The organism is Idiomarina sp. OXR-189 (assembly GCF_034373425.1).
Taxonomy (GTDB): Bacteria; Pseudomonadota; Gammaproteobacteria; order Enterobacterales; family Alteromonadaceae; genus Idiomarina; species Idiomarina zobellii.
Genome location: NZ_CP139706.1, coordinates 932674 through 953873 on the forward strand (window position 1 = coordinate 932674; position 21200 = coordinate 953873).

Consider the following 21200-nt stretch of genomic DNA (forward strand, 5'->3'; position numbering starts at 1 on the left):
TTTATCCCAGTTGTTCTGCTATTTCTTCTAATATTTGTGTTGTCCACTGCTCAATACGTTCATCAGATAACTCATATTGTGAGTCTTCATCCAGTGATAAGCCGACGAACTGCGAGTTATCTGCGGTTAATGCTTTAGAAGCGGCGAAGTCGTAACCTTGGTTGGGCCAAAAGCCAATGCGTTTACAACCATGATCAGCAATAGCGTCATGTAGCATTCCGAGCGCATCTTGGAACCAGTCGGTATAGCCTTCCTGGTCTCCCATACCGTAAAGCGCAACGATTTTTCCGCTGAGGTCAACATCGTTAATATCATCCCAGTGACTTTCCCAGTCTTCCTGTAGCTCGCCAAAGTCCCAGGTGGAAATACCGAAAATAAGAATGTCGAACTGTTCGACGTCTTTAAGGGGAGTGTCCTGAATATTAAACAACGTTACGATGTCTTCGCCAATGGCTTGCTGTATTTTCTCGGCAGCTATTTCCGTGTAGCAGGTGGTAGAACCGTAAAACAAACCAATTTGCAGTGACATAGATTACACCTTGACCTTCAGTTAACGATTGGATGTGGATGCATTGTACCAAAAAGACCGATAGAATGACCCACCTTTGTGACGCAGTATGAATCAAGAAGAGGGCAGTATGGACTTTGATCAACAGGTCGAGCAACTTGAAACGGTGTTCGATGAGGCCGTGGTTTCAGGTAATGACGATGAGTTATTTGCCAGCGGTTATTTGCGTGGTCACTTCGACTTGGTGGTAGCACAGTTGGAAATGTCCGGAAATGCTGATACCGACAAGCTAATGCCGTCGCTCGAGCAGGCGGTTCATGACACACGCCATGAACTTGCACCTGCTGATCAAGCGCACATTAAAAACTTAATGGATAAGTTAGCGGCGAAAGCGGGCGGGAGATAATCTCGCCAGAGCATCGTCGGTCAGCGGTAGGGTATCGTTGCTTATTAGTCCCGCCAGAATTTCGCCTAGCAAAGGCGCCGACGTAAAACCTCTGGAACCCAACCCGGTTATTCCGTAAAGCCCTGAGCACAGTTGACCGACAACAGGTTGATGGTCTGGTGTGGTAGCCCTTACCGACGCTCGTTGTGTATGGACATCAAGCCCATTTGCCCAGGGTTGCTTTGCGTTGTCGCAGAGTTTCTTAAGGTTGTCTTCGTTATCTTCCAAGCGTGTCGCTAAATCTTTTTCACCACGATTAAACGTAGCCCCCAGACAATGTATGCCTTCAGATTCAGGCACTAAATAGCCTTTATAGCAGAGCACCATTTTTAAAGGAGCGAGGCTTTTGGTCGTTTTAACTTGAGTTATTTGCCCGCGCACCGGCTTTATCGGCAAAGGTTCAACGTCTGCTGGTAGCAGCTCATTAAAGTTATGCCCCGTGGCGAGCACCACACGCTTAGCCTGAATACTTTCTCCGTTGCTCAGTGAAACACGCCAGCCGCCGTTGGTCATTCGGCTAATGCTTTGTGCTTTATGGTTGAGGACGTCGCTACCGGCTTGCCAGAATAACGACTTAACGACTGGCTCAGGTTTTAACCAGCCCGCTTGAGGATAAAACAGAGCAGGGGTATCGATAGCAATTCCAGCGGCTTTGTTCGTCTCTTCCGCGTTTAAATAGCGAACCGTTGTTTCGTTATATAAGTCACTAGCTACTTTTTGAAAGCGCTGCTCTCGTTGTTCATTGAATGCGGGTTGCAAAACGCCGCTGGCTTGCCAGTGCTCGGGCACGTATTGACGGTAAGTATTCAGCGCAGTGCTAAACGCTTGCCAGTAAAAGCGACTAAGGGGAGTATGCTCAGCGTGCAGTAAAGGGTAAACGGCCCCTTGCGGATTGCCTGATGCGCCGTCGGCTAAATTTGGCGCAATTACCTTAGTGGTAACGCCGTGCTTATGTAACGACAAGGCACAGCAAGCTGCGCTTATTCCGCCGCCAATAATAACGACACTATCGGTCTGTGGGTCGACGCTCTGTGTTTCGGGCTTAACGACTTGCCCTTGATACTGACCACACACCATTTCCCGTTTGCGGCCGTAGCCGGGAACTTTGTGGACCGCAAACCCTACGTCGTTAAGTCCGCGGCGAACCACTCCCGCGGCCGTAAACGTGGCATAAGTCGTTCCTTCATGAGCTGTCATCGCCATGGTTTCGAATAGCTGATTTTGCCACATATCCGGATTTTTGGATGGGGCAAAGCCATCTAAGAACCATGCATCGACTCTACGTTTGGCTTGTGTCTGCCAGTGAGGAAAAAGCTCGTTAACGTCTCCTATCCACAAATCTAATGTAACTCTTCCTTCGGCAAAGGTCAGGCGGTGACATCCCGCTTCGGGCGACGGGTAATGAGACAGAAACTGCGAGCTGATACTCTCCACCTCTGGTAGTAAGGCGTAAGCTTGTTGCAGTTGCTGAACAGTTAAGGGAAACTTTTCAAAGCTGATAAAGTGCAGGCGACCGTTAGTTGGCGCATGCTCAAGAAACTGTTGCCAGGCCAGTAAAAAGTTAAGGCCGGTACCAAAACCTGTTTCTGCAATTGTAAAGCATTGCTGGTGTGTAAGGTCTTGCCAACGTTCTGGTAATCCGTTGTGCTTAAGAAATACGTATTGGCTTTCGTCAATGCCACTTTCTATTGAAAAATAAATATCATCGAAAGTGGTGGAAACAGGTACGCCATACTCGTTAAACTTGACCGACGCTTTAGAATTCAAGTGTTTGCCCCATGATTTATTGGCAGATGCTCGCTATAATAACAAGATTACTAAAAACAGTGCACAAAGCAGACCACATTCTTAGAGCACGTTAGTTACTATACCGACGTATAAATGTCAGACAGGATTTTAGAATGAGAAGAGCAGTGATAACCGGCCTTGGTATCGTATCAAGTATCGGTAACAATCAAGAAGAAGTACTGGACAGCTTGCGTGAAGGCAAGTCAGGCATTAGCCGCTCTGAATCTTTTGCGGAGATGGGACTTCGCTGTCAGGTTTGGGGACCGGTAAAGCTTGACCCTAAAGACCATATCGATCGTAAAGCATTGCGCTTTATGGGTGACTCAGCGGCTTATGCTTATATTGCTATGTCTCAGGCAATTGAAGACGCAGGCTTAAGCGAAGATGAAATTTCTAACCCGCGTACAGGCTTGGTTGTTGGCTCTGGTGGCGCTTCTGGTGAGCATCAAGTTGCTGCGGCAGATATTCTGCGTGAGCGCGGTGTGAAGCGCGTAGGGCCTTATATGGTACCTCGTTGCATGGCATCCACGACATCAGCGTGTCTTGCGACGCCTTTCAAAATAAAAGGTGTGAACTATTCAATTAGTTCAGCGTGTGCGACGTCAGCGCACTGTATTGGTCACGCTCTAGAGCTTATTCAATTTGGTAAGCAAGACCGTGTCTTTGCCGGTGGTGGTGAAGAGCTTCACTGGACTTTGGGCATGGAGTTCGACGCCATGGGCGCGTTAAGTACCAAATACAATGATACGCCTGAGAAAGCATCGCGGACCTATGACCAGGATCGCGATGGCTTTGTCCCAGCCGGCGGTGGCGGTATTTTAGTCATTGAAGAACTAGAAGCGGCCAAAGCTCGTGGTGCAAAAATTTACGGTGAAATAGTTGGCTACGGCGCAACTTCAGACGGCTATGACATGGTTGCACCGTCGGGTGAAGGTGCGGTTCGTTGCATGAAAATGGCAATGGAAACCGTCGACAGCTCAATTGACTATCTGAATACCCACGGAACCAGCACGCCAGTGGGCGATGTGAAAGAACTAGAAGCCATTCGTGAGGTGTTCCCTGAAAAGACACCAATGATTAGCGCAACTAAAGCTATGACCGGTCACGCGCTAGGCGCGGCTGGTGTGCATGAAGCGATTTATTCACTGCTTATGTTGAAGCACGGTTTTGTCACACCGTCTATCAACATTGAAAAGCTGGATGAACAAGCTGATGGTATGAATATCATCCGTCAAACAACCGATGCACCATTACGTACGGTTATGTCTAATAGCTTTGGTTTTGGTGGCACAAACGCGTCATTGGTTATGCGCCAATACGCAGAGTAAGCTGTGTCATCGGTTGGTACGATGAATATCGTCGCCGATAGAAACATTCCTGCGCTGTCGACGTTGTTGTCAGGCGCAGGAAACCTTCATTTTTTCTCAGAAAGAGAACCTCCCCCAGAGTTACTGGCAAATGCGGATGCATTGCTGGTTCGCTCTATTACTCAAGTCAATAAAGAGCTATTGGAAAAAGCCCCAAAGTTAACCTTTGTGGCCTCTGCAACTATTGGTACCGAGCACATCGACTCACAAGCCCTGGCTGAAAAAGGTATTGCCTTTGCACATGCTCCGGGGGCTAACGCTGCCTCTGTCGGTGAGTATGTACTATGTGCTGTTTTGCAGTGGTTAAACGGACAAAACATTGATTCGCTAGCTGACTTAGACGTTGCTATTGTTGGTGCTGGCCATACTGGACAAGCTGCGGGCCAACGCTTACAAGCGCTTGGCATGAACGTGCATTATTACGACCCGCCATTGAGTAAAAAAGGCGAAAAGGCAGTTCACGACCACTGGCAACGCGTTATTACAGCCGATATTATTTCCTGCCATGTGCCCTTGACGCGGGGCGGCGAGTACCCGACTCACCATTTGTTTGAGCATACGGCACTACAGTCGCTACATGAAAACCAGTTGCTGATTAATGCCAGCCGTGGCTCGGTGATAGATAACGTCGCATTGCTGGAAAGAGCTCAGCAGGGTGAAAGGCCTTTTATTGTGCTCGATGTGTGGGAAGGAGAGCCTGAGGTTTTAAAGCCTTTGGTTGACTACGTTGACATTGCCACTCCTCACATTGCCGGTCATAGCCTGGAAGGTAAAGTGGGTGGTGCCATAATGGTTGCTAATGCTCTGTTGCAGCACTTTCAGCTTGAAACTAATTATGACAAAAGCGCGGTGTTGCCTAACCCTACATGGCCTGCGCTGAACGCAAAACAACTATGGCCATTAAGTTCGCTGTCACATTGGGTCAAGCAGCACTACGACATTATGGAAGACGATGCGCTTTTCCGCCGTGATGCACAGACACAGGAAGGCTTTGATACTTTACGAAAAAAATATCGCAAAGAAAGCCCTCGCAGAGAGTTCATAAACCAGGGTGTTACATGCCATAATAGCGAGCAATATATCCAATTTTTACAGTTGGGCTTTAGTGCCCGACAAGTCAACCGTTAAGGAGTACTTATGGCAGACGGGTTTCGCATAGCAGTTCTTGGTGCAACAGGCTTAGTGGGTCAACAAATGATTGATATTCTAGCTGAGCGAAAATTTCCGGTTGCCGAACTATACCCGTTAGCAAGCGCCCGTTCAGCAGGGGCGACAGTCAACTTTAACGGTGAAGAAACAGAAGTCTTAGTGGCCGATGACTTTGACTGGTCAAATGCCGATATTGCGTTCTTTTCTGCCGGCGGCTCTATTTCACGGGAGTTTGCACCTAAAGCTGCGGAAGCGGGGTGTGTGGTTATTGATAACACGTCGGAGTTTCGTTACGAGCCTGACATTCCTTTGGTTGTGCCAGAGGTCAATGCCTGGGCTCTGGCTGATTTTCGTAACCGAAATATTATTGCGAACCCGAACTGCTCAACTATTCAAATGCTGGTTGCGCTAAAGCCGATACATGATGCTGTGGGTATTGAGCGCATTAACGTTGCCACTTATCAGTCGGTGTCTGGTGCGGGCAAAGAAGCAATGGAAGAATTGGCAAAGCAGACAGCCGAACTGTTGAATGCAAAGCAGCCAACGGTTGAAAACTTCAGTCGTCAAATTGCGTTTAACTGCATTCCGCAAATCGATGTGTTCCAGGATAACGACTACACCAAAGAAGAAATGAAAATGGTGTGGGAAACGCAAAAAATATTTAATGATCCGAGCGTGCGCGTTAATGCGACAGCGGTGCGTGTGCCGGTTTTTTATGGTCACGCTGAAGCCATACATATTGAAACTCGTCAGCCAATAACAGCAGAGCATGCCAAGCAGTTATTAAGCGAAGCACCTGGCGTAACGCTTATGGAACAACGTGAAGAGTTCCCTACGCAAGTAAGCGATGCTGCCGGTAAAGACGACGTGTTCGTCGGGCGTGTACGTGAAGATATTAGTCACCCTCAAGGTTTAAATTTATGGGTGGTGTCTGACAACATTCGCAAAGGTGCTGCAACCAACAGTATTCAAATTGCAGAAACTTTAATTCGCGAATACTGGTAATTTAAGCGGCTGTATGTCATAAAGTTTTTATTACTGACGCCGTTAAAGATAAGAGCAAAGCGCGGGCAGAGAACAAGGGATGAAAAAAACGATTACAGGGCAAGTGTATAAACATCTTTCATTGGCAGCACTGTTACTGGTGAGCATCAGTAGTAGTGCTTTGCCGTGGCAGGATGGCACGGTTATTAAAGGCCCTAAAGGTTCTGAAGCTGAAGACGTTCGTATTGGTCAGGAGCGTTATGGACCCATCACCTCTAACGACACCCTGTGGGACATTGCTCGTCGCTACAAACCGCACTCCAGTGTGACTCAGTATCAAACGATGGTTGCCATTGTTCAGGCAAATGATGACGCCTTTGTCGATGGCAATATGAACCGTATGCTTGACGGTTTTTACCTGCGCATACCGTCATTGCAGGAAATTCAAATGGTTAACCCTGAGGCTGCACGTCGACAGGTAGTGGTTGACGGTCAGTTAAAGGAAAAATCACAACAGCTCTCTGAAGTAGAACAAAGCACTCAACGAACACGAGAAGAGCAAACGCAGCTGCTTGAAGAAGCGAAAACGCGTGCAGAACAGGCTGTGCAAGAGGTTGAACAACGTCAGGAACAGAACTTTGAAGACCTGCGCAATGAAGTTCGCAATTCCATGCAAACGGTTCAGCAAATGTATGACGAGAATCAGTCGTTACAGCAACGTATTGATTCTTTAGCCGAGCGATTGGATGAGCTGGCACAAAGTGCGACCAAAACGGATGAATTAGAAACCCAATTTCAACAAGTTCTTGCTCAGCAGCAGGAGCTGATAGAGCAGCAGTCGGCAATGCGTCAGGCAGAAGAAGAGTCTGGCTTTATTAATTGGCTGCAAAACCCCATCAATATGCTCTTAGTTTCGATATTACCTGCGTTACTGATTATTGGCGGTATTGTTTTATTCTTAATGAAGCGCTCTTCGAAGAATAAAGATGAAGAGCCAGAAGTCGCTAGTAAAAAAGAGTTAAGTGAGGAAGAAGCCGCCGCAGAACTCGACAAAGAGTTAATGGGGGGCGCTCCGCAAAATGATACTGGTGATGGTATTTTTGATATCGATGACAGCCAACAAGCCGAAGACGATGAAGAAGATGAGGGTGACGATTTAAGTGCTCTCGAGGCTGAGCTTAGTGGCTCAGGCAAAGCCGAACCGGAAGAAGACTTCAGTATACAGCTGGACGATGATGAAGATGACAAGTCAAGTCAGCAGGAAGCGCTGTCAGCCACTGATGATGCTGCTGATGATATTGATGAAGACGACAAAGCCGTGTTACCTGACGACGATGACGATGCAGGGGAGTTGTCTCAGGAAGAGCTGGATAGACTATTTGGCGAGTCGGACGATGATGAAGAAGCCATAGACTTGTCTGTTGGTGACGATGAAGTCACTGATGACGAGCCAGCTGCAGATAGCTCAGATACAGAGAGCTCAGACGAAGAGTTAGACTCTGAGGCGCAGCCACAAAATGATGAAGACAATGAAGTGCCTGAGGAAGCCGAATCTGAGTCTTCAGAGAGTGAAGGCGAAACTTCTGAAGATGATCAAGTAGAGGAGCCTCAGGAGGAGAATGCCGAGGCGTCTGATGAAGAAGCCGAAAATGACAAGGACGAGTCGGATGATTTACTCCCGGATGACTTTGACGACAGTGAAGTCGATGATGTGCTGGCAGATTTAGGGCTAGGTGACGAATTAGGAGCTGATGAAAGCACCGAAGAAGCATCGAGCGAGGACGTATTAGAAGACACACCAAGCTCTGACGAGGCGCCTTCTGAAGTGAGCGAGACAGAAGAAGCGGTAGATCCGGATGACATTCTTGCCCAGTTCGAAGAAAGTACCACTGATGACACTGAGAACGGTGCTGAGACTGAAGTTGCGAGCGGTGATGACTCCGAACATGATGAAACGCTTGAAGGTGAAGACGAGAGTGATGATCTTGAGCAACTTCTGAAAGAATCGGATGAAGTGACTCAGGCACTTGATGACTTTGATGATATTGAAGAAGAAGTTCCGGAAGACGATGAAGCGTTAGATGAAGCAGAAAGTCAGGCCGATGAAGATTTAGAATCACTGTTTGGCGGTGCGCCGGAGACGGACGAAGAATCGCCCGAAACGGAAGAAACGTCTACTGAGGCTGAAACTGAAGCAGAAAGCCAAGATGATGAAGATTCATTTACGGCAAACGATGACGAAGATTACGTCGATATCGATTCGCTGATGGCGGAAGCTGACGAAGAAGACGAAGATGATGACCGCTACGAGTCGTCAGCAGTCAAAGACGTATTGCCGGACGAAGATGCGGGCCAGGAAGGCGATGCGCCGGCGGATGATGATCCAGCTGGGCAGCTCGATTTAGCTCGTGCTTATATTGAGATGGATGAGAAAGACGAAGCGCGGGAAATACTTCAACAGCTGATTGATGGCGACGACGAAGCGCTTGCTGAAGAAGCAAAAACCCTTAAAAACCGTTTAGATTCGTAAGGTTAAGTAGTATGCGAATAGCCCTGGGGCTGGAGTATGACGGCAGTCAGTACTATGGCTGGCAGCGACAACGTGAAGTCATTAGTGTCCAGCAACACCTGGAAGAGGCATTAAGTAAAGTCGCCAATGAAACCGTTGAGGTCACCTGTGCAGGCCGAACCGATGCTGGTGTTCATGCGACAGCGCAAGTTGTGCATTTTGATGTAGTAAGCCAACGAAAAAGTGCAGCCTGGACGCTGGGTGTTAATAGTAACCTACCCGATGGAATAGCGGTACGCTGGGCAAAGCCTGTAGCAGATGATTTCAGTGCGCGCTTCAGCGCAACAGCCAGACGTTATCGCTATATTATTGCCAATACGCGCTTACGGCCTGGCATACATTCATCTGGCGTCAGTCATTATCACCAACCCTTGAATGAGCAATTAATGCATGAAGCTGCTCAGGCGCTAATTGGAGAGCACGATTTTACCTCCTTTCGGGCGGCTCAGTGCCAGTCACATTCGGCTAACCGTAATGTCACTCGATTAGAGGTAACGCGAAAAGGTGACTTTGTCATTGTTGATATCAGCGCGAACGCGTTTCTTCACCACATGGTGCGCAATATTGTCGGTAGTCTTATTGTTATAGGGCAGGAGCAACAGCCTACATCCTGGCTTAAAGAGTTACTCGAATTAAAAGATAGGACGCAGGCAGCGGCGACGGCCAAGCCAGGTGGTTTATATTTGGTTGCGGTGACTTATCCTGACGACTATGAAATTCCTGTGGTAACGCCAGGGCCACTCTGGTTAGAGTGACTGTTATGACCTCTTTTCTTGATTGAATTGTGCTACCATGTAAGCTATTCCAATAAACTGATTAGAGCTGTAAGCCGAATATTATGAGCTGGATTGAAAGAATTCTCGCAAAGCCAAAAATAAACAAAAGACGCGGTGTTCCTGAAGGGGTTTGGAGCAAATGTACCTCTTGTGACAACATTATTTATCGTGCTGACTTAGAGCGCAGTCTGGATGTTTGTCCTAAATGCGATCATCACATGCGTGTGACCGGTCGACGCCGGCTGGATATCTTTTTAGATGAAGGTAACCGAGAGGAAATAGGTACCGACCTTGAGCCGAAAGATGTCCTAAAGTTTAAAGACTCTAAAAAGTATAAAGACCGTATTGCTGCGGCGCAGAAAAGTACCGGCGAAAACGACGCGCTTATTGCGCAAAAAGGTATGGTAAAAGGTGTTCCTCTGGTCGCCGTTGCTTTTGATTTTAATTTTATGGGCGGGTCAATGGCCTCAGTGGTTGGCGCTAAGTTTGTAAAAGCCGCTGAAGTTTGCCTGGAAAAACGCATACCTCTGGTTTGCTTCTCAGCATCGGGCGGCGCTCGTATGCAGGAAGCCTTAATGTCATTGATGCAAATGGCTAAAACGTCTGCGGCGCTGGCTCGTATGAGTGAAGAAGGTATTCCGTTTATTTCTGTATTGACTGACCCGACCATGGGTGGGGTATCGGCCAGTTTAGCAATGCTCGGTGATATCCATATTGCTGAACCTAAAGCGCTTATTGGCTTTGCCGGTCCTCGGGTTATTGAGCAAACTGTGCGTCAGACTCTTCCGGAAGGCTTCCAGCGTGCTGAGTTTTTGCTTGAGCACGGTGCTATCGACATGATCGTGGACAGACGCGACATGCGTGACACAGTGGCGCGCTTGCTGGCAAAAATGCAACACCTGCCTTCCCCCGAAACGGCTGTTGATACCCAACCTGAAACAGAATGAGTGACACTCCTTCATACATACCTGTCGCTTCTGACAAGCTGCAGGTATGGCTCGACTATCTGGAAAAGCTTCACCCTACCGAGATTGATATGGGGTTGGAGCGTGTGTCTCAGGTAGCTGCAAATGCAGGTGTATTGACACCTGCACCATACGTCATCACGGTTGGCGGAACTAATGGAAAAGGCTCGACAGTTTGTTACTTAGAAGAAATGTTGTCGGCCGCTGGCTATAAAACCGCAGTGTATACTTCTCCGCATATCGTCAAATATGAAGAGAGGGTACGTATTAACCGAAAAATGCTGCCTGAACAAAGTCATGCGAAAGCGTTTTCGGTTATCAATGAGGCGCGGCAGCAAACTTCCCTTACCTATTTTGAATTTGGTACTTTGGCTGCTTTACATCTTATTAAGCAGGCGGACGTTGACGTAGCCATACTTGAAGTAGGCTTAGGAGGGCGTCTCGATGCAGTTAACTGTGTTGAACCTGATGTGTCAGTCATTACCAGCATCGGTATTGACCATATTGCTTTCCTTGGTGATAACCGCGAACAAATAGGTCGCGAAAAAGCGGGCATAGCGCGTAATAACAAACCGCTGATTTGTGGTGATGAAAATGCGCCTGAGTCAATAAAGGAGTCGGCTGATACTATTGGCGCCAAACTTATCCAAGTAGGGAAAGACTTTTTCAGAAAAGAGCTTGAAAAGGACTGGGAATATCGCAGCCATAGGGTCTATGCTCGCCACCTCCCCAAACCTAAGTTGCCGCTCATTAACGCATCAACAGCTATTGCGGCTATTGAGCATCTGCCACTTCCTGTTAGCCTCGACGCGATTAAAATGGGCTTAATTTCCGCTGCTTTGCCAGGTCGAATGCAGGTCGCGCAGTATAATAATGTCGACGTGCTCTTAGATGTTGCTCATAATCCTCAGGCCGCTGCTTATGCTTCAAGGTACATTGCATCGAACTACAAGAGTAGGCCGATTTATGCTGTTATTGGCATGCTGTCGGATAAAGATCATGTCGGGGTCAAAGCGGCGTTACAGCAAATCATTACACAGTGGTTTGTCGGTACGTTAAAAGAGCCTCGCGGTGAGCAAGCCGACAAATTAGCGGAAGTTATGGCACTGACAGATAACTATCGAACCTTTGACAGTGTGAACGCGGCTTTTGAGAGTGCAATAGAAAAAGCCAGTCAATGTGACGAGAAGCCACTGGTTTTCGTGTTCGGCTCGTTTTACACTGTGTCCAGCGTTAATCAATTAATAGTGGGAGCGTGACCTTGGCCAGTCCTTTGCAAAACCGTCTTGTCGGTACCTTAATACTTGTCGCTTTAGCGGTAATTATTATTCCTGAAGTACTGGATGGTAAAAAAGAGCAGCCGGTCGACCCCATCGAAACCATACCTTTGAAGCCTGAGTCTGAAGAGGCTTTGAAGCAGCCTAACGCAATGTCTGACGACTTGATTGCGGAACCTGTAGAAGAAGTGTCACAGCAAGAAGACACTGAGGTGACAGCAGAGTCCGCCGAGCCTATCACCGAAGATAAAGGGCTTAAAGCACCACCAAGAGAGCCGGTTGAAGCCGAAATTGACGGTAAAGCCTGGGTTATTCAACTGGGGGCTTTTAGTAAAGAAGACAGTGTCAAAAAACTCGTCGACCAGCTCAGAGATAGAGGCTACGCAGCTTACTCAGAAAAGTCAGCCAGTGGTAAAATAACTCGGTTGCTTGTAGGCCCTGATACTTCTGAGGCCGAGCTGAAAAAGCAACTGGCACCGTTGAAAGAATTGACGGGACTGGACGGCAAAATAATGACGTACAAGCCGTAAAAAAGTGCAATATGTGTGTAAAAGACTCACAATTATGCACCTGTTCTGTTAAAATCCACGCCGTCTTTTGCGCAGCAAATGTGAGTGCTTATGGTCTGGATTGACTATGCCATTATCATCGTTATTGGCCTGTCCTCAGTAATTAGCTTGGTTAGGGGCTTTGTCAAAGAAGCAGTGTCCCTGGCAATTTGGATATCTGCATTTTTCATCGCCAGTTATTTTTACCAAGACTTAGCTGTTTACTTCACTGGCATTGAGCAGCCTATGCTCAGAAACGCCGCCGCCATAGCCGCTTTGTTTGTTGCGACGCTGATTATTGGCGCAATTCTTAACTACATTATTTCAAAACTGGTTCAACACACTGGGTTATCTGGAACAGACAGGGTGCTGGGGCTGGTTTTTGGTGCGCTCAGAGGTTTGCTCATTGTTAGCGCATTATTGTTTTTTATCGACTCATTTACGCCGCTATCGTCCAGCGAGTGGTGGCAAAATTCGTTACTCATTCCTCATTTTGGACTCTTTATTCAATGGTTCTTCAGTTACCTGGAGAACAGCTCGAGTTTTTTAGTCCCTCAACCTGTATAGAATGGTGAAAAGACATGTGTGGTATTGTTGGTATTGTTGGTAAGCAACCGGTTAACCAAGCACTTTATGATGGTTTAACCATGCTTCAGCATCGGGGGCAGGATGCCGCAGGCATAATGACCGTTGATGAGCACAATACATTACGTTTGCGCAAGGCAAACGGTTTGGTTCGGGATGTTTTTCATACCCGTCATATGCACCGTTTATCCGGTACTGTTGGTATCGGTCATGTTCGCTACCCAACGGCAGGAAGCTCAAGCTCTGCAGAGGCTCAACCATTTTATGTGAACTCGCCGTTTGGTATTGCTATGGCACATAACGGTAACCTGACAAACGCAGCCGATGTTCACGAGCATTTGTTTAAAACCGCCCGTCGCCACATTAATACCACGTCAGATTCAGAGATTTTACTGAACGTCTTTGCTAACGAACTGGATAAAAACGATAGCTTAACGCTAAACGATGATGATATTTTCAGAACGGTTACTGCTGTTCACCGAAAAGTTCGTGGCGCGTATGCGGTCGTTGCAATGATCATTGGACATGGTTTGGTTGCCTTCCGTGACCCATGGGGCATTCGACCTCTGGCGCTGGGTAAGCGCGATACAGATGAGGGAGAAGAGTACATTGTAGCCTCTGAAAGCGTCGCTATTGACGGTACGGGGTTTAAGTACGTGCGTGACGTTGAGCCAGGCGAAGCTATTTTTATAACTAACGACGGTAAGCTCTATTCGCGTCAATGCGCGGACAAGCCAATGCATTGTCCATGTATTTTCGAATACGTCTACTTTGCTCGCCCTGACTCGTTCATCGACGGTATTTCGGTTTATGCCAGCCGTGTCAATATGGGCCGTAAACTGGGTGAAAAACTGAAACGCGATTATGCCGACTTAGATATCGATGTGGTTATTCCTATTCCGGAAACAAGCTGTGATATTGCTCTGGAAATTGCCAGTGTGCTTGATTTGCCGTATCGCCAGGGTTTTGTGAAAAACCGCTATATTGGCCGCACATTCATTATGCCGGGACAAACGCAGCGACGTAAGTCTGTTCGTCGTAAACTCAACGCAATTAGTGCTGAGTTTAAAGGCAAGAACGTCTTGTTAGTAGATGACTCTATCGTGCGTGGCACAACCTCTGAGCAGATTATTGAAATGGCTCGTGAGGCGGGAGCTAAAAAGGTGTATTTTGCATCAGCAGCGCCTGAAATTCGTTTCCCGAATGTTTATGGTATTGATATGCCGAGCGCAAACGAGCTAATTGGGCATGGTCGTGAAGCTATCGAAATTCGCGACATGATTAAGGCTGACGGTTTAATTTATCAAGACCTTGATGACTTAGTCGCCGCAGTAGGTGAAGAAAATACGTCAATTAAACGTTTTGAAACCTCGGTATTTAGTGGTGAGTATGTCACGGGTGATGTAAACCAAGAGTATCTGGACAAGTTACATGCTGCTCGCAATGATACGGCAAGAGCGGAGCGAGAAGGCTCTGAAGATGCGAACTTAGAGTTGCATAACGATAACGACTAATTTGGCTGCTTAGAGCATTTAACGCAATTAAAAAGGGCGCTGAGGAATACTCCCAGCGCCCTTTTGTATGGAAGTTCAATGTGAACTAGTCACGTTGGAACGCGTAGACTGAACCTAACTTCATAATTTGAGTTAACTCATCCAAAGCGGCGCGAGATTCTTCTAATAAGGCTGGATCTTTTAAGTCATCGACCGCTAATTCATCGCGATAGTGTTTATTAACCCATTGGTTCAAACGGTCAAACAGCGCGTCCGACATTAAGCAATTCTGATTTGCTGCCGCAATTTCTTCGTCGTTCATGGCTACACGTAGGCGCAGACATGCTGGGCCACCACCGTTGCGCATACTCTGCTTTACGTCAAAGAACTTCACGTGCTTAATAGGACCGCCTTGGCTGACAAGACCTTCCAGGTAACTTTTTACACGTGGGTTCTCTTCACATTCTGTTGGCGCAATAATTGTCATTTCGCCGTTAGGCGGCGTGATGAGCTGAGTGTTAAACAGGTAAGTGCTTACGGCATCCTCTACGCTTACATCGTCAGTTGCTACTTTAATAAAGTGTAGCTCGCCTTCGTTGCCGAATTTTTTCTGAATTTCAGCCAGTTTAGTGTCGGTATCTGCGAAAGCTTGTTCGTGGTAGAAAAGGACATTCTGGTTACCGACAGCAATGACGTCATTATGGAAAACCCCTTGGTCAATAACATCGGGGTTTTGCTGCATAAATACGGTGTTGTCTTCGCTCAGGCCGTGCAGGCGGGCAATAGCTTGAGATGCTTCCAGAGTTTGACGTGCCGGATAGCGTTTAGGCGCAGGCTTCGAGCTGTCAAATGCATGGCGACCATAAACAAATACCTCGACGCCGGCATGGCCGTACTCATTACATAAACGAGTGTGGTTTGCTGCACCTTCATCACCAAAATGTTCGTTATCAGGCAAGTGCTTATGGTGTTCGAAGTAGCGAGAATTTTCGAACATGGCTTGTAGTATGCGGCCGCTGGTTTCAGGCTCTAATGAACGGTGATATTTGTTGGTTAAATTAGCCGGTGTAAAGTGAACTTTGCCGTTAGCAGTATCAGCGCTTGGCGATACCGTTGCTGCGTTGGCCGTCCACATACTAGACGCCGAGCACACCGCCTGAAAAATAGCGGGAGCTTCAGAGGCGGCTTTATAAAGCACTTCAGCGTCAGTTCCAGTAAACCCTAAGCGACGCAATGCGTGCGTGTCAGGACGCTCTTGTGGCGCAAGAACACCTTGTTTCATACCCATATCGTGCAACGCCTTCATTTTTTTCAAGCCTTGCAATGCCGCATCTTTTGGACTCGATGACGCTTTAGCATTTGCTAAAGACGCGACATTACCAAAAGACAGTCCGGCGTAATTATGGGTTGGGCCGACTAAGCCGTCGTAGTTGACTTCAAAGTGTTCCATGCTCACTAGGGATTACTCCTGCACGTTGTGTGCACCTGCTCATTGAATTTGTGACACATTATACTGTTTTAAAATGCCCTTGAAAGCCTTTATTTTAAAGCCTTTGCTAAGGCCCCGCTTGTTTTGACTGAATATTTAATTTGTGCGAATTTTTATCAAAAAGCACCAATCATGGTTGTTTCTCGTAACGATAACCGATATACCTAAAAAAGGCCGCTGAAGAACAATTGCCCTTGTAATTTATATCTTTAGCACGTATATACACGGTCATCTATAACAAGAGAACGATTATTCTATGGCTAAATCGCTCGTCATTGTCGAGTCTCCGGCAAAAGCCAAAACCATTAATAAGTATCTGGGTAAGGACTTTGTGGTTAAGTCCAGCGTTGGTCACGTACGTGATCTGCCAACGCGTGCGACTGAAACGGTTAAAAGCAAGCCGGCGGCAGAAGTTCGCAAAATGTCGCCTGAAGCAAAAGCGAAGTATCAGAAAGGGCGTGACTATAAACGCTTGATAGCTCGCATGGGTATCGATCCGGAGAATGACTGGGAAGCCCATTACGAAGTACTTCAGGGAAAAGAGAAAGTCGTTAAAGAGCTCAAGCAACTGGCGAAAAAGTCAGACGAAATTATTCTCGCAACGGATTTGGACCGAGAAGGGGAGGCAATTGCCTGGCACTTGCGGGAATTAATTGGTGGCGAGGACGACCGCTTTAAGCGTGTGGTATTTAACGAAATTACCAAAAACGCCATTCAGGAAGCGTTTAAACACCCGGCACAATTAAATACTGATCGTGTGAATGCTCAACAGACACGGCGCTTCCTTGACCGTGTCGTTGGTTTTATGGTGTCGCCGCTATTGTGGAAAAAGGTTGCAAGAGGTTTGTCCGCCGGACGCGTACAGTCAGTCGCTGTGCGTTTAGTGGTTGAGCGCGAGCGCGAAATTAAAGCCTTTGTACCGGAAGAATACTGGGACGTTTATGCTGATTTAGCCAGCACTGCAAGCGATAAGCTACGTATGCAGGTTATTAAAGAAGCCGGCAAAAACTTCCGCCCGGTTAATGAAGAAGAAACCAATAAAGCATTAAACTTACTAAAAGGTGCGGATTACGAGATAACTTCTCGTGAAGATAAGCCGACTTCCAGCAAGCCTGGTGCGCCTTTTATTACGTCGACCTTGCAACAGGCGGCTAGTACGCGGCTAGGGTTTGGCGTTAAAAAGACAATGATGATGGCTCAGCGGTTGTATGAAGCGGGGCATATCACCTATATGCGTACCGACTCGACGAACCTAAGCTCAGAAGCAGTTAATGCATGTCGGGGGCTTATTGAAAGTGAGTTCGGCAAAAAGTATTTGCCGGAGTCGCCTAATCGTTATGGTGCAAAAAGTAACGCACAGGAAGCCCACGAAGCGATACGCCCATCAGATGTTGCTATTAAAGCGTCGTCTTTGTCGTCAATGGAACGCGATGCTCAGCGCCTTTACGAGTTGATTTGGCGCCAGTTTGTCGCTTGTCAGATGACGCCAGCTAAGTACGACAGCACGACATTAATCGCTACCGCCGGGGATTTTGAATTGAAAGCTCGTGGTCGGGTTATGCGCTTCCCTGGCTGGACAAAGGTGATGCCACCTTCATCGAAAAAGGACGGTGATACGAACTTACCGGACTTGAAAAAAGGTGACTCACTGACACTTGAGCACTTAGAGCCAGAACAGCACTTCACGAAGCCTCCGGCACGGTACAGTGAAGCATCTTTGGTTAAAGAGTTAGAAAAGCGCGGCATTGGCCGACCTTCAACCTACGCGTCTATTATTTCGACCATTCAGGACCGCGGTTACGTGCGCGTGGAAAACCGTCGCTTCTTTGCTGAGAAGATGGGGGAAATTGTCAATGACCGCTTGATAGAAAACTTCACTGAGCTGATGAATTACAATTTTACTGCCGAAATGGAACAGGCGCTTGATGACATTGCGGCCGGTAAACGTAATTGGAAAGAAACGCTGGACAGTTTTTATGAAGACTTCAAGCAGCGACTGGAAAAGGCGGAGCTTGACCCCGAAGAAGGAGGCATGCGCGCAAACAGTGTGGTGCTGACCGATATTGATTGCCCGGAATGTGGACGCAAAATGGGCATTCGTACCGCATCAACGGGTGTGTTTCTTGGTTGCTCTGGTTATAACCTGCCACCGAAAGAACGCTGCACTAAGACAATTAATCTGACACCTGGTGAAGAAGCCATAGAAGTCAGCGACGAAGAAGAGCGGGAAACAGAAGCTCTGCGTGCTAAGAAGCGCTGCCCGAAATGCGGTACCGCTATGGACAGCTATTTAATTGATGAACAACGCAAGTTGCATGTGTGTGGTAACAACCCAACCTGCGACGGGCAGTTACTCGAACGCGGAAAATTCCGCATTAAAGGGTATGACGGTCCGACTATTGAATGCGATAAGTGCGGCTCTGAAATGCAGCTTAAAAATGGTCGTTTTGGTAAGTACTTCGGTTGTACCAATAGTGAGTGCAAGAACACACGTAAGTTACTTAGAAATGGCGAGCCTGCACCACCAAAAGAAGACCCGGTACCGTTACCCGAATTACCTTGCGAAGACTCCGACGCATATTTTGTTTTGCGAGACGGAGCCTCGGGTATTTTCTTATCGGCAAATACCTTTCCGAAGTCGCGCGAAACTCGTGCGGTAACGGTAAAAGAGTTAGCTCGCTTTAAAGAGCGCTTGCCTAAGAAGTTTCTGTATCTTGCTGAGGCACCGCAAGAGGATGACGACGGTAATGATGCCATTGTTCGCTTCTCACGTAAGAATAAAGAGCAATACGTAGTCACTGAGGTGAACAAGAAGCAAACGGGCTGGAAAGCCTTTTATCGCGACGGTAAGTGGGTCGTTGACGCTAAGTAGTTAAACACTGACAAGCGGATACTCAGTTGGCTAATAGCCTTACTGAGTTAACCTCTCGTATAATGCGCGGGTGTCAAAGGTAAGACACCGCACGTTGGACACGGAGGTCCCATGTTATCGTCTAAGTCAGACATAGCACTTCCCGCTGCTTCCTCAGCAGCGGGTTTTTCTTTTCCAGAACACACAGAGCAAAAGCGCAGCTTGGGGCAGGCGAGTATCGAACTCATTGTTGTTTGGCCGATACTTGTTACCTTTGTCTTTTTGGTTGTTCAGGCGCTTATTATTTGGTGGTCTCAGCAGACCTTAACCGTTGCTAATCAATATACGGTTCGAGCGGGAGCGATTAACCATGGAGACTATCAAACCATGGTGACGACACTCGTGTCAGGAATGGCAGGTTTAGAGCCTCAGCTCGACCAAGACAACCTTGCGTACGCAACAACTCTGGCTATTGCTAAGCAGCGTTTCCACTTCACACGCTTTGCTCAGCTAGACATTTTATCTCCGACACCACAGGATTTTCGCGAGTATTCGGAAGAGCGCTGGGACTACGATTTAGAGCGGGATGTTACGGAAATAGCGGTGGATCATTATCATGCTCGGTACGACGAAAACACACCGGCTGAATGGCACGAGGCGAGGGTGTTAAAAATACGGACAGACTGGTGCCTGCCATTAAAAATTCCTTTTGTCGCTGAAATGCTGAGCTCTGCACAAGGTTTCTTAGATAATTCAACGGCCGTTCGTTACTGCAAGCTGAGGGAAGGTATGAGTGACTACCCTTTATGGGCGTTAACGGATACCGCCCAGCACTCTTTGCAGAGCGGCTTCCGTCGTTAGTGGTTGAACTAATCTCGTTTGTCGTGATAGTCGACACAGGCCTGGAGTGTATTCTGGATGAGCGAAGCCACCGTCATTGGTCCGACGCCACCAGGCACAGGGGTGATCCAACCGGCGCGCTCTGCCGCAGGTTCAAATTCGATATCGCCAGTTAAACGTCCGTCGGGTAAGCGGTTCATACCCACATCAATAACTATAGCGCCCGGTTTCACCCACTCTCCCGGAATGAAGTCCGGCTTACCAACGGCAACAACCAGAATGTCCGCACGCTTAACATGTTCCGATAAATCATTGGTGAAGCGGTGACAAACAGTGGTTGTTGCACCCGCTAATAATAACTCCAGGCTCATTGGACGGCCGACAATGTTAGAGGCACCGACAACAACCGCATTGAGCCCATGCAAGTCAACTTGCGTATGCTCTAGCAAAGTTATAATGCCTTTGGGTGTGCACGGACGTAATGCGGGAATGCGTTGTGACAGACGACCTACATTGAAAGGGTGAAAACCATCGACGTCTTTATCGGGGCGAATTCTCTCTAAAATAGGTGTTGCATCAAGGCCCGCAGGTAACGGTAATTGAACCAGAATACCGTCGATGTCGTTGTCGTCGTTCAGTTGGTCTATTAAAGCCTCAAGCTTTTCCTGAGTGGTTGTCGCTGGTAAGTCATAAGCAAATGAACGGAAACCAACCTCTTCGCAAGCACGTCGCTTATTGCCAACGTAAACTTCCGAAGCCGGGTCAGCGCCGACCAATACAACGGCTAAACCTGGTGCTCTTAGACCGGACTGAAGTCTTTCCTGAACTTGCTGTTTGACCGACTGGCGCACGGCACTGGCGATTGCTTTTCCATCAATAATTTGAGCTGACATAACGAGATTCCAAACCTGAGAGAATTCAAGACGATATAGGCTGTTTATTGTAACGTTATTTCATCGTTAATGTCACCGATTGTTGGATAACTCAACAGGTTGTTTTAAAAGTAGCCAGTCGAGCGCTATTCCGGAAAAAAAGTTTGACGCTGGCATAATCAGCAGGTAATATTCGCCCCCGTTGTCAGCTAGCAATAACTATTTACACGCTGGTTGTGACAGGGCTTTCAGAGAGTTCGGCGAGTAGCGCAGTTTGGTAGCGCACTTGGTTTGGGTCCAAGGGGTCGCTGGTTCGAATCCAGTCTCGCCGACCATTCTCTTGACGGCAGCGTAAGGTTCGAAGTGCGCCCGTAGCTCAGCTGGATAGAGCAACGGCCTTCTAAGCCGTCGGTCGCAGGTTCGAATCCTGCCGGGTGCGCCAGAACGCGCCAAAGAAAATCACTCAGTGGTGGGTGTAGCTCAGTTGGTAGAGCCCCGGATTGTGATTCCGGTTGTCGTGGGTTCAAGTCCCATCATCCACCCCATTTCTTATTTTCCCTTAGTTAGTTCGGCGAGTAGCGCAGTTTGGTAGCGCACTTGGTTTGGGTCCAAGGGGTCGCTGGTTCGAATCCAGTCTCGCCGACCATCATTTCCCTTGATCATATCTCCAGATAGTTGCGTAATGCGTCAATAA

17 protein-coding genes and 4 tRNA genes are annotated in these 21200 nt (G+C 47.7%); 17 read left to right on the plus strand and 4 right to left on the minus strand.

Going from position 1 to position 21200, the window contains the following annotated elements; genetic code table 11:
- Position 1 precedes the first annotated feature (1 nt).
- Complete coding sequence (gene fldB, locus UM402_RS04555) at positions 2 to 523, minus strand: flavodoxin FldB (protein ID WP_058579591.1); 522 nt, start codon at positions 521 to 523, stop codon at positions 2 to 4.
- 94 nt (positions 524 to 617) lie between these two features.
- Between fldB and UM402_RS04560 the strand changes: the two genes are divergently transcribed.
- Positions 618 to 914 (plus strand): YfcL family protein, encoded by a 297-nt coding sequence (locus tag UM402_RS04560; protein ID WP_053952865.1) that lies wholly within the window; start codon positions 618 to 620, stop codon positions 912 to 914.
- Here the strand turns inward: UM402_RS04560 and mnmC are convergent.
- Positions 888 to 2720, minus strand: coding sequence for a bifunctional tRNA (5-methylaminomethyl-2-thiouridine)(34)-methyltransferase MnmD/FAD-dependent 5-carboxymethylaminomethyl-2-thiouridine(34) oxidoreductase MnmC (gene mnmC, locus UM402_RS04565; protein WP_058579449.1), 1833 nt, complete (start codon positions 2718 to 2720; stop codon positions 888 to 890). The two genes, UM402_RS04560 and mnmC, sit on opposite strands and share 27 nt — an antisense overlap.
- A gap of 134 nt (positions 2721 to 2854) precedes the next feature.
- Here mnmC and fabB point away from each other — a divergent pair, with 134 nt between their 5' ends.
- The 10 genes from fabB (at position 2855) to purF (ending at position 14475) form a co-directional block, all read left to right on the plus strand.
- Positions 2855 to 4069: a beta-ketoacyl-ACP synthase I gene (fabB, locus tag UM402_RS04570; protein ID WP_058579448.1), complete on the plus strand. Its 1215-nt coding sequence runs from the start codon at positions 2855 to 2857 to the stop codon at positions 4067 to 4069.
- A 21-nt stretch (positions 4070 to 4090) separates the two neighbouring features.
- Positions 4091 to 5236: a 4-phosphoerythronate dehydrogenase gene (locus UM402_RS04575; RefSeq protein ID WP_058579447.1), complete on the plus strand. Its 1146-nt coding sequence runs from the start codon at positions 4091 to 4093 to the stop codon at positions 5234 to 5236.
- A gap of 9 nt (positions 5237 to 5245) precedes the next feature.
- Positions 5246 to 6262 (plus strand): aspartate-semialdehyde dehydrogenase, encoded by a 1017-nt coding sequence (locus UM402_RS04580; protein WP_053952861.1) that lies wholly within the window; start codon positions 5246 to 5248, stop codon positions 6260 to 6262.
- Between the two features lie 79 nt (positions 6263 to 6341).
- Complete coding sequence (locus UM402_RS04585) at positions 6342 to 8771, plus strand: FimV/HubP family polar landmark protein (RefSeq protein WP_058579446.1); 2430 nt, start codon at positions 6342 to 6344, stop codon at positions 8769 to 8771.
- An 11-nt stretch (positions 8772 to 8782) separates the two neighbouring features.
- Entirely contained in the window at positions 8783 to 9565 is a 783-nt protein-coding gene (gene truA, locus UM402_RS04590) for a tRNA pseudouridine(38-40) synthase TruA (protein WP_058579445.1), read from the plus strand.
- A gap of 83 nt (positions 9566 to 9648) precedes the next feature.
- A complete protein-coding gene (gene accD / locus UM402_RS04595) occupies positions 9649 to 10533 on the plus strand; it encodes an acetyl-CoA carboxylase, carboxyltransferase subunit beta (RefSeq protein WP_053952858.1) in 885 nt (294 codons plus the stop codon).
- The gene (gene folC, locus UM402_RS04600; protein WP_058579444.1) at positions 10530 to 11810 is read left to right on the plus strand and encodes a bifunctional tetrahydrofolate synthase/dihydrofolate synthase; all 1281 of its coding nucleotides are present in this window, start codon (positions 10530 to 10532) and stop codon (positions 11808 to 11810) included. The genes accD and folC overlap by 4 nt, the downstream gene beginning before the upstream one ends.
- Positions 11807 to 12358 carry an SPOR domain-containing protein gene (locus tag UM402_RS04605; protein WP_322295454.1) on the plus strand — a complete coding sequence of 184 codons (552 nt, stop codon included), beginning with the start codon at positions 11807 to 11809 and terminating at the stop codon, positions 12356 to 12358. The genes folC and UM402_RS04605 overlap by 4 nt, the downstream gene beginning before the upstream one ends.
- Before the next feature lie 90 nt (positions 12359 to 12448).
- Entirely contained in the window at positions 12449 to 12943 is a 495-nt protein-coding gene (locus UM402_RS04610) for a CvpA family protein (protein WP_053952856.1), read from the plus strand.
- A 14-nt stretch (positions 12944 to 12957) separates the two neighbouring features.
- Positions 12958 to 14475 (plus strand): amidophosphoribosyltransferase, encoded by a 1518-nt coding sequence (gene purF / locus UM402_RS04615; protein WP_058579442.1) that lies wholly within the window; start codon positions 12958 to 12960, stop codon positions 14473 to 14475.
- An 85-nt stretch (positions 14476 to 14560) separates the two neighbouring features.
- On the opposite strand, the gene astB is transcribed toward purF, so the two are convergent.
- Positions 14561 to 15904: an N-succinylarginine dihydrolase gene (gene astB, locus UM402_RS04620; RefSeq protein ID WP_058579441.1), complete on the minus strand. Its 1344-nt coding sequence runs from the start codon at positions 15902 to 15904 to the stop codon at positions 14561 to 14563.
- 295 nt (positions 15905 to 16199) lie between these two features.
- On the opposite strand from astB, the gene topA reads away from it, so the two are divergent.
- Entirely contained in the window at positions 16200 to 18815 is a 2616-nt protein-coding gene (gene topA / locus UM402_RS04625; protein WP_058579440.1) for a type I DNA topoisomerase, read from the plus strand.
- Positions 18816 to 18926: 111 nt separating this feature from the next.
- Positions 18927 to 19655 (plus strand): TadE family protein, encoded by a 729-nt coding sequence (locus UM402_RS04630; protein WP_053952852.1) that lies wholly within the window; start codon positions 18927 to 18929, stop codon positions 19653 to 19655.
- Between the two features lie 8 nt (positions 19656 to 19663).
- Here the strand turns inward: UM402_RS04630 and folD are convergent, their stop codons facing one another.
- Positions 19664 to 20527: a bifunctional methylenetetrahydrofolate dehydrogenase/methenyltetrahydrofolate cyclohydrolase FolD gene (gene folD / locus UM402_RS04635; protein WP_058579439.1), complete on the minus strand. Its 864-nt coding sequence runs from the start codon at positions 20525 to 20527 to the stop codon at positions 19664 to 19666.
- A 237-nt stretch (positions 20528 to 20764) separates the two neighbouring features.
- On the opposite strand from folD, the gene UM402_RS04640 reads away from it, so the two are divergent.
- The 4 genes from UM402_RS04640 (at position 20765) to UM402_RS04655 (ending at position 21152) form a co-directional block, all read left to right on the plus strand.
- Positions 20765 to 20841: transfer RNA gene (locus tag UM402_RS04640), tRNA-Pro, on the plus strand.
- A gap of 30 nt (positions 20842 to 20871) precedes the next feature.
- Positions 20872 to 20948, plus strand: a tRNA-Arg gene (locus UM402_RS04645).
- 27 nt (positions 20949 to 20975) lie between these two features.
- Positions 20976 to 21051: transfer RNA gene (locus UM402_RS04650), tRNA-His, on the plus strand.
- A 24-nt stretch (positions 21052 to 21075) separates the two neighbouring features.
- Positions 21076 to 21152 (plus strand) — tRNA-Pro (locus UM402_RS04655).
- The last annotated feature ends 48 nt before the right edge of the window (positions 21153 to 21200 follow it).

Coding starts and splice junctions, on each gene's coding strand:
- UM402_RS04560 (WP_053952865.1), top strand. CDS start 618: ATGAATCAAGAAGAGGGCAGTATGGACTTTGATCAACAGGTCGAGCAA.
- fabB (WP_058579448.1), top strand. CDS start 2,855: ATGAGAAGAGCAGTGATAACCGGCCTTGGTATCGTATCAAGTATCGGT.
- UM402_RS04575 (WP_058579447.1), top strand. CDS start 4,091: ATGAATATCGTCGCCGATAGAAACATTCCTGCGCTGTCGACGTTGTTG.
- UM402_RS04580 (WP_053952861.1), top strand. CDS start 5,246: ATGGCAGACGGGTTTCGCATAGCAGTTCTTGGTGCAACAGGCTTAGTG.
- UM402_RS04585 (WP_058579446.1), top strand. CDS start 6,342: ATGAAAAAAACGATTACAGGGCAAGTGTATAAACATCTTTCATTGGCA.
- truA (WP_058579445.1), top strand. CDS start 8,783: ATGCGAATAGCCCTGGGGCTGGAGTATGACGGCAGTCAGTACTATGGC.
- accD (WP_053952858.1), top strand. CDS start 9,649: ATGAGCTGGATTGAAAGAATTCTCGCAAAGCCAAAAATAAACAAAAGA.
- folC (WP_058579444.1), top strand. CDS start 10,530: ATGAGTGACACTCCTTCATACATACCTGTCGCTTCTGACAAGCTGCAG.
- UM402_RS04610 (WP_053952856.1), top strand. CDS start 12,449: ATGGTCTGGATTGACTATGCCATTATCATCGTTATTGGCCTGTCCTCA.
- purF (WP_058579442.1), top strand. CDS start 12,958: ATGTGTGGTATTGTTGGTATTGTTGGTAAGCAACCGGTTAACCAAGCA.
- astB (WP_058579441.1), bottom strand. CDS start 15,904: ATGGAACACTTTGAAGTCAACTACGACGGCTTAGTCGGCCCAACCCAT.
- topA (WP_058579440.1), top strand. CDS start 16,200: ATGGCTAAATCGCTCGTCATTGTCGAGTCTCCGGCAAAAGCCAAAACC.
- UM402_RS04630 (WP_053952852.1), top strand. CDS start 18,927: ATGTTATCGTCTAAGTCAGACATAGCACTTCCCGCTGCTTCCTCAGCA.
- folD (WP_058579439.1), bottom strand. CDS start 20,527: ATGTCAGCTCAAATTATTGATGGAAAAGCAATCGCCAGTGCCGTGCGC.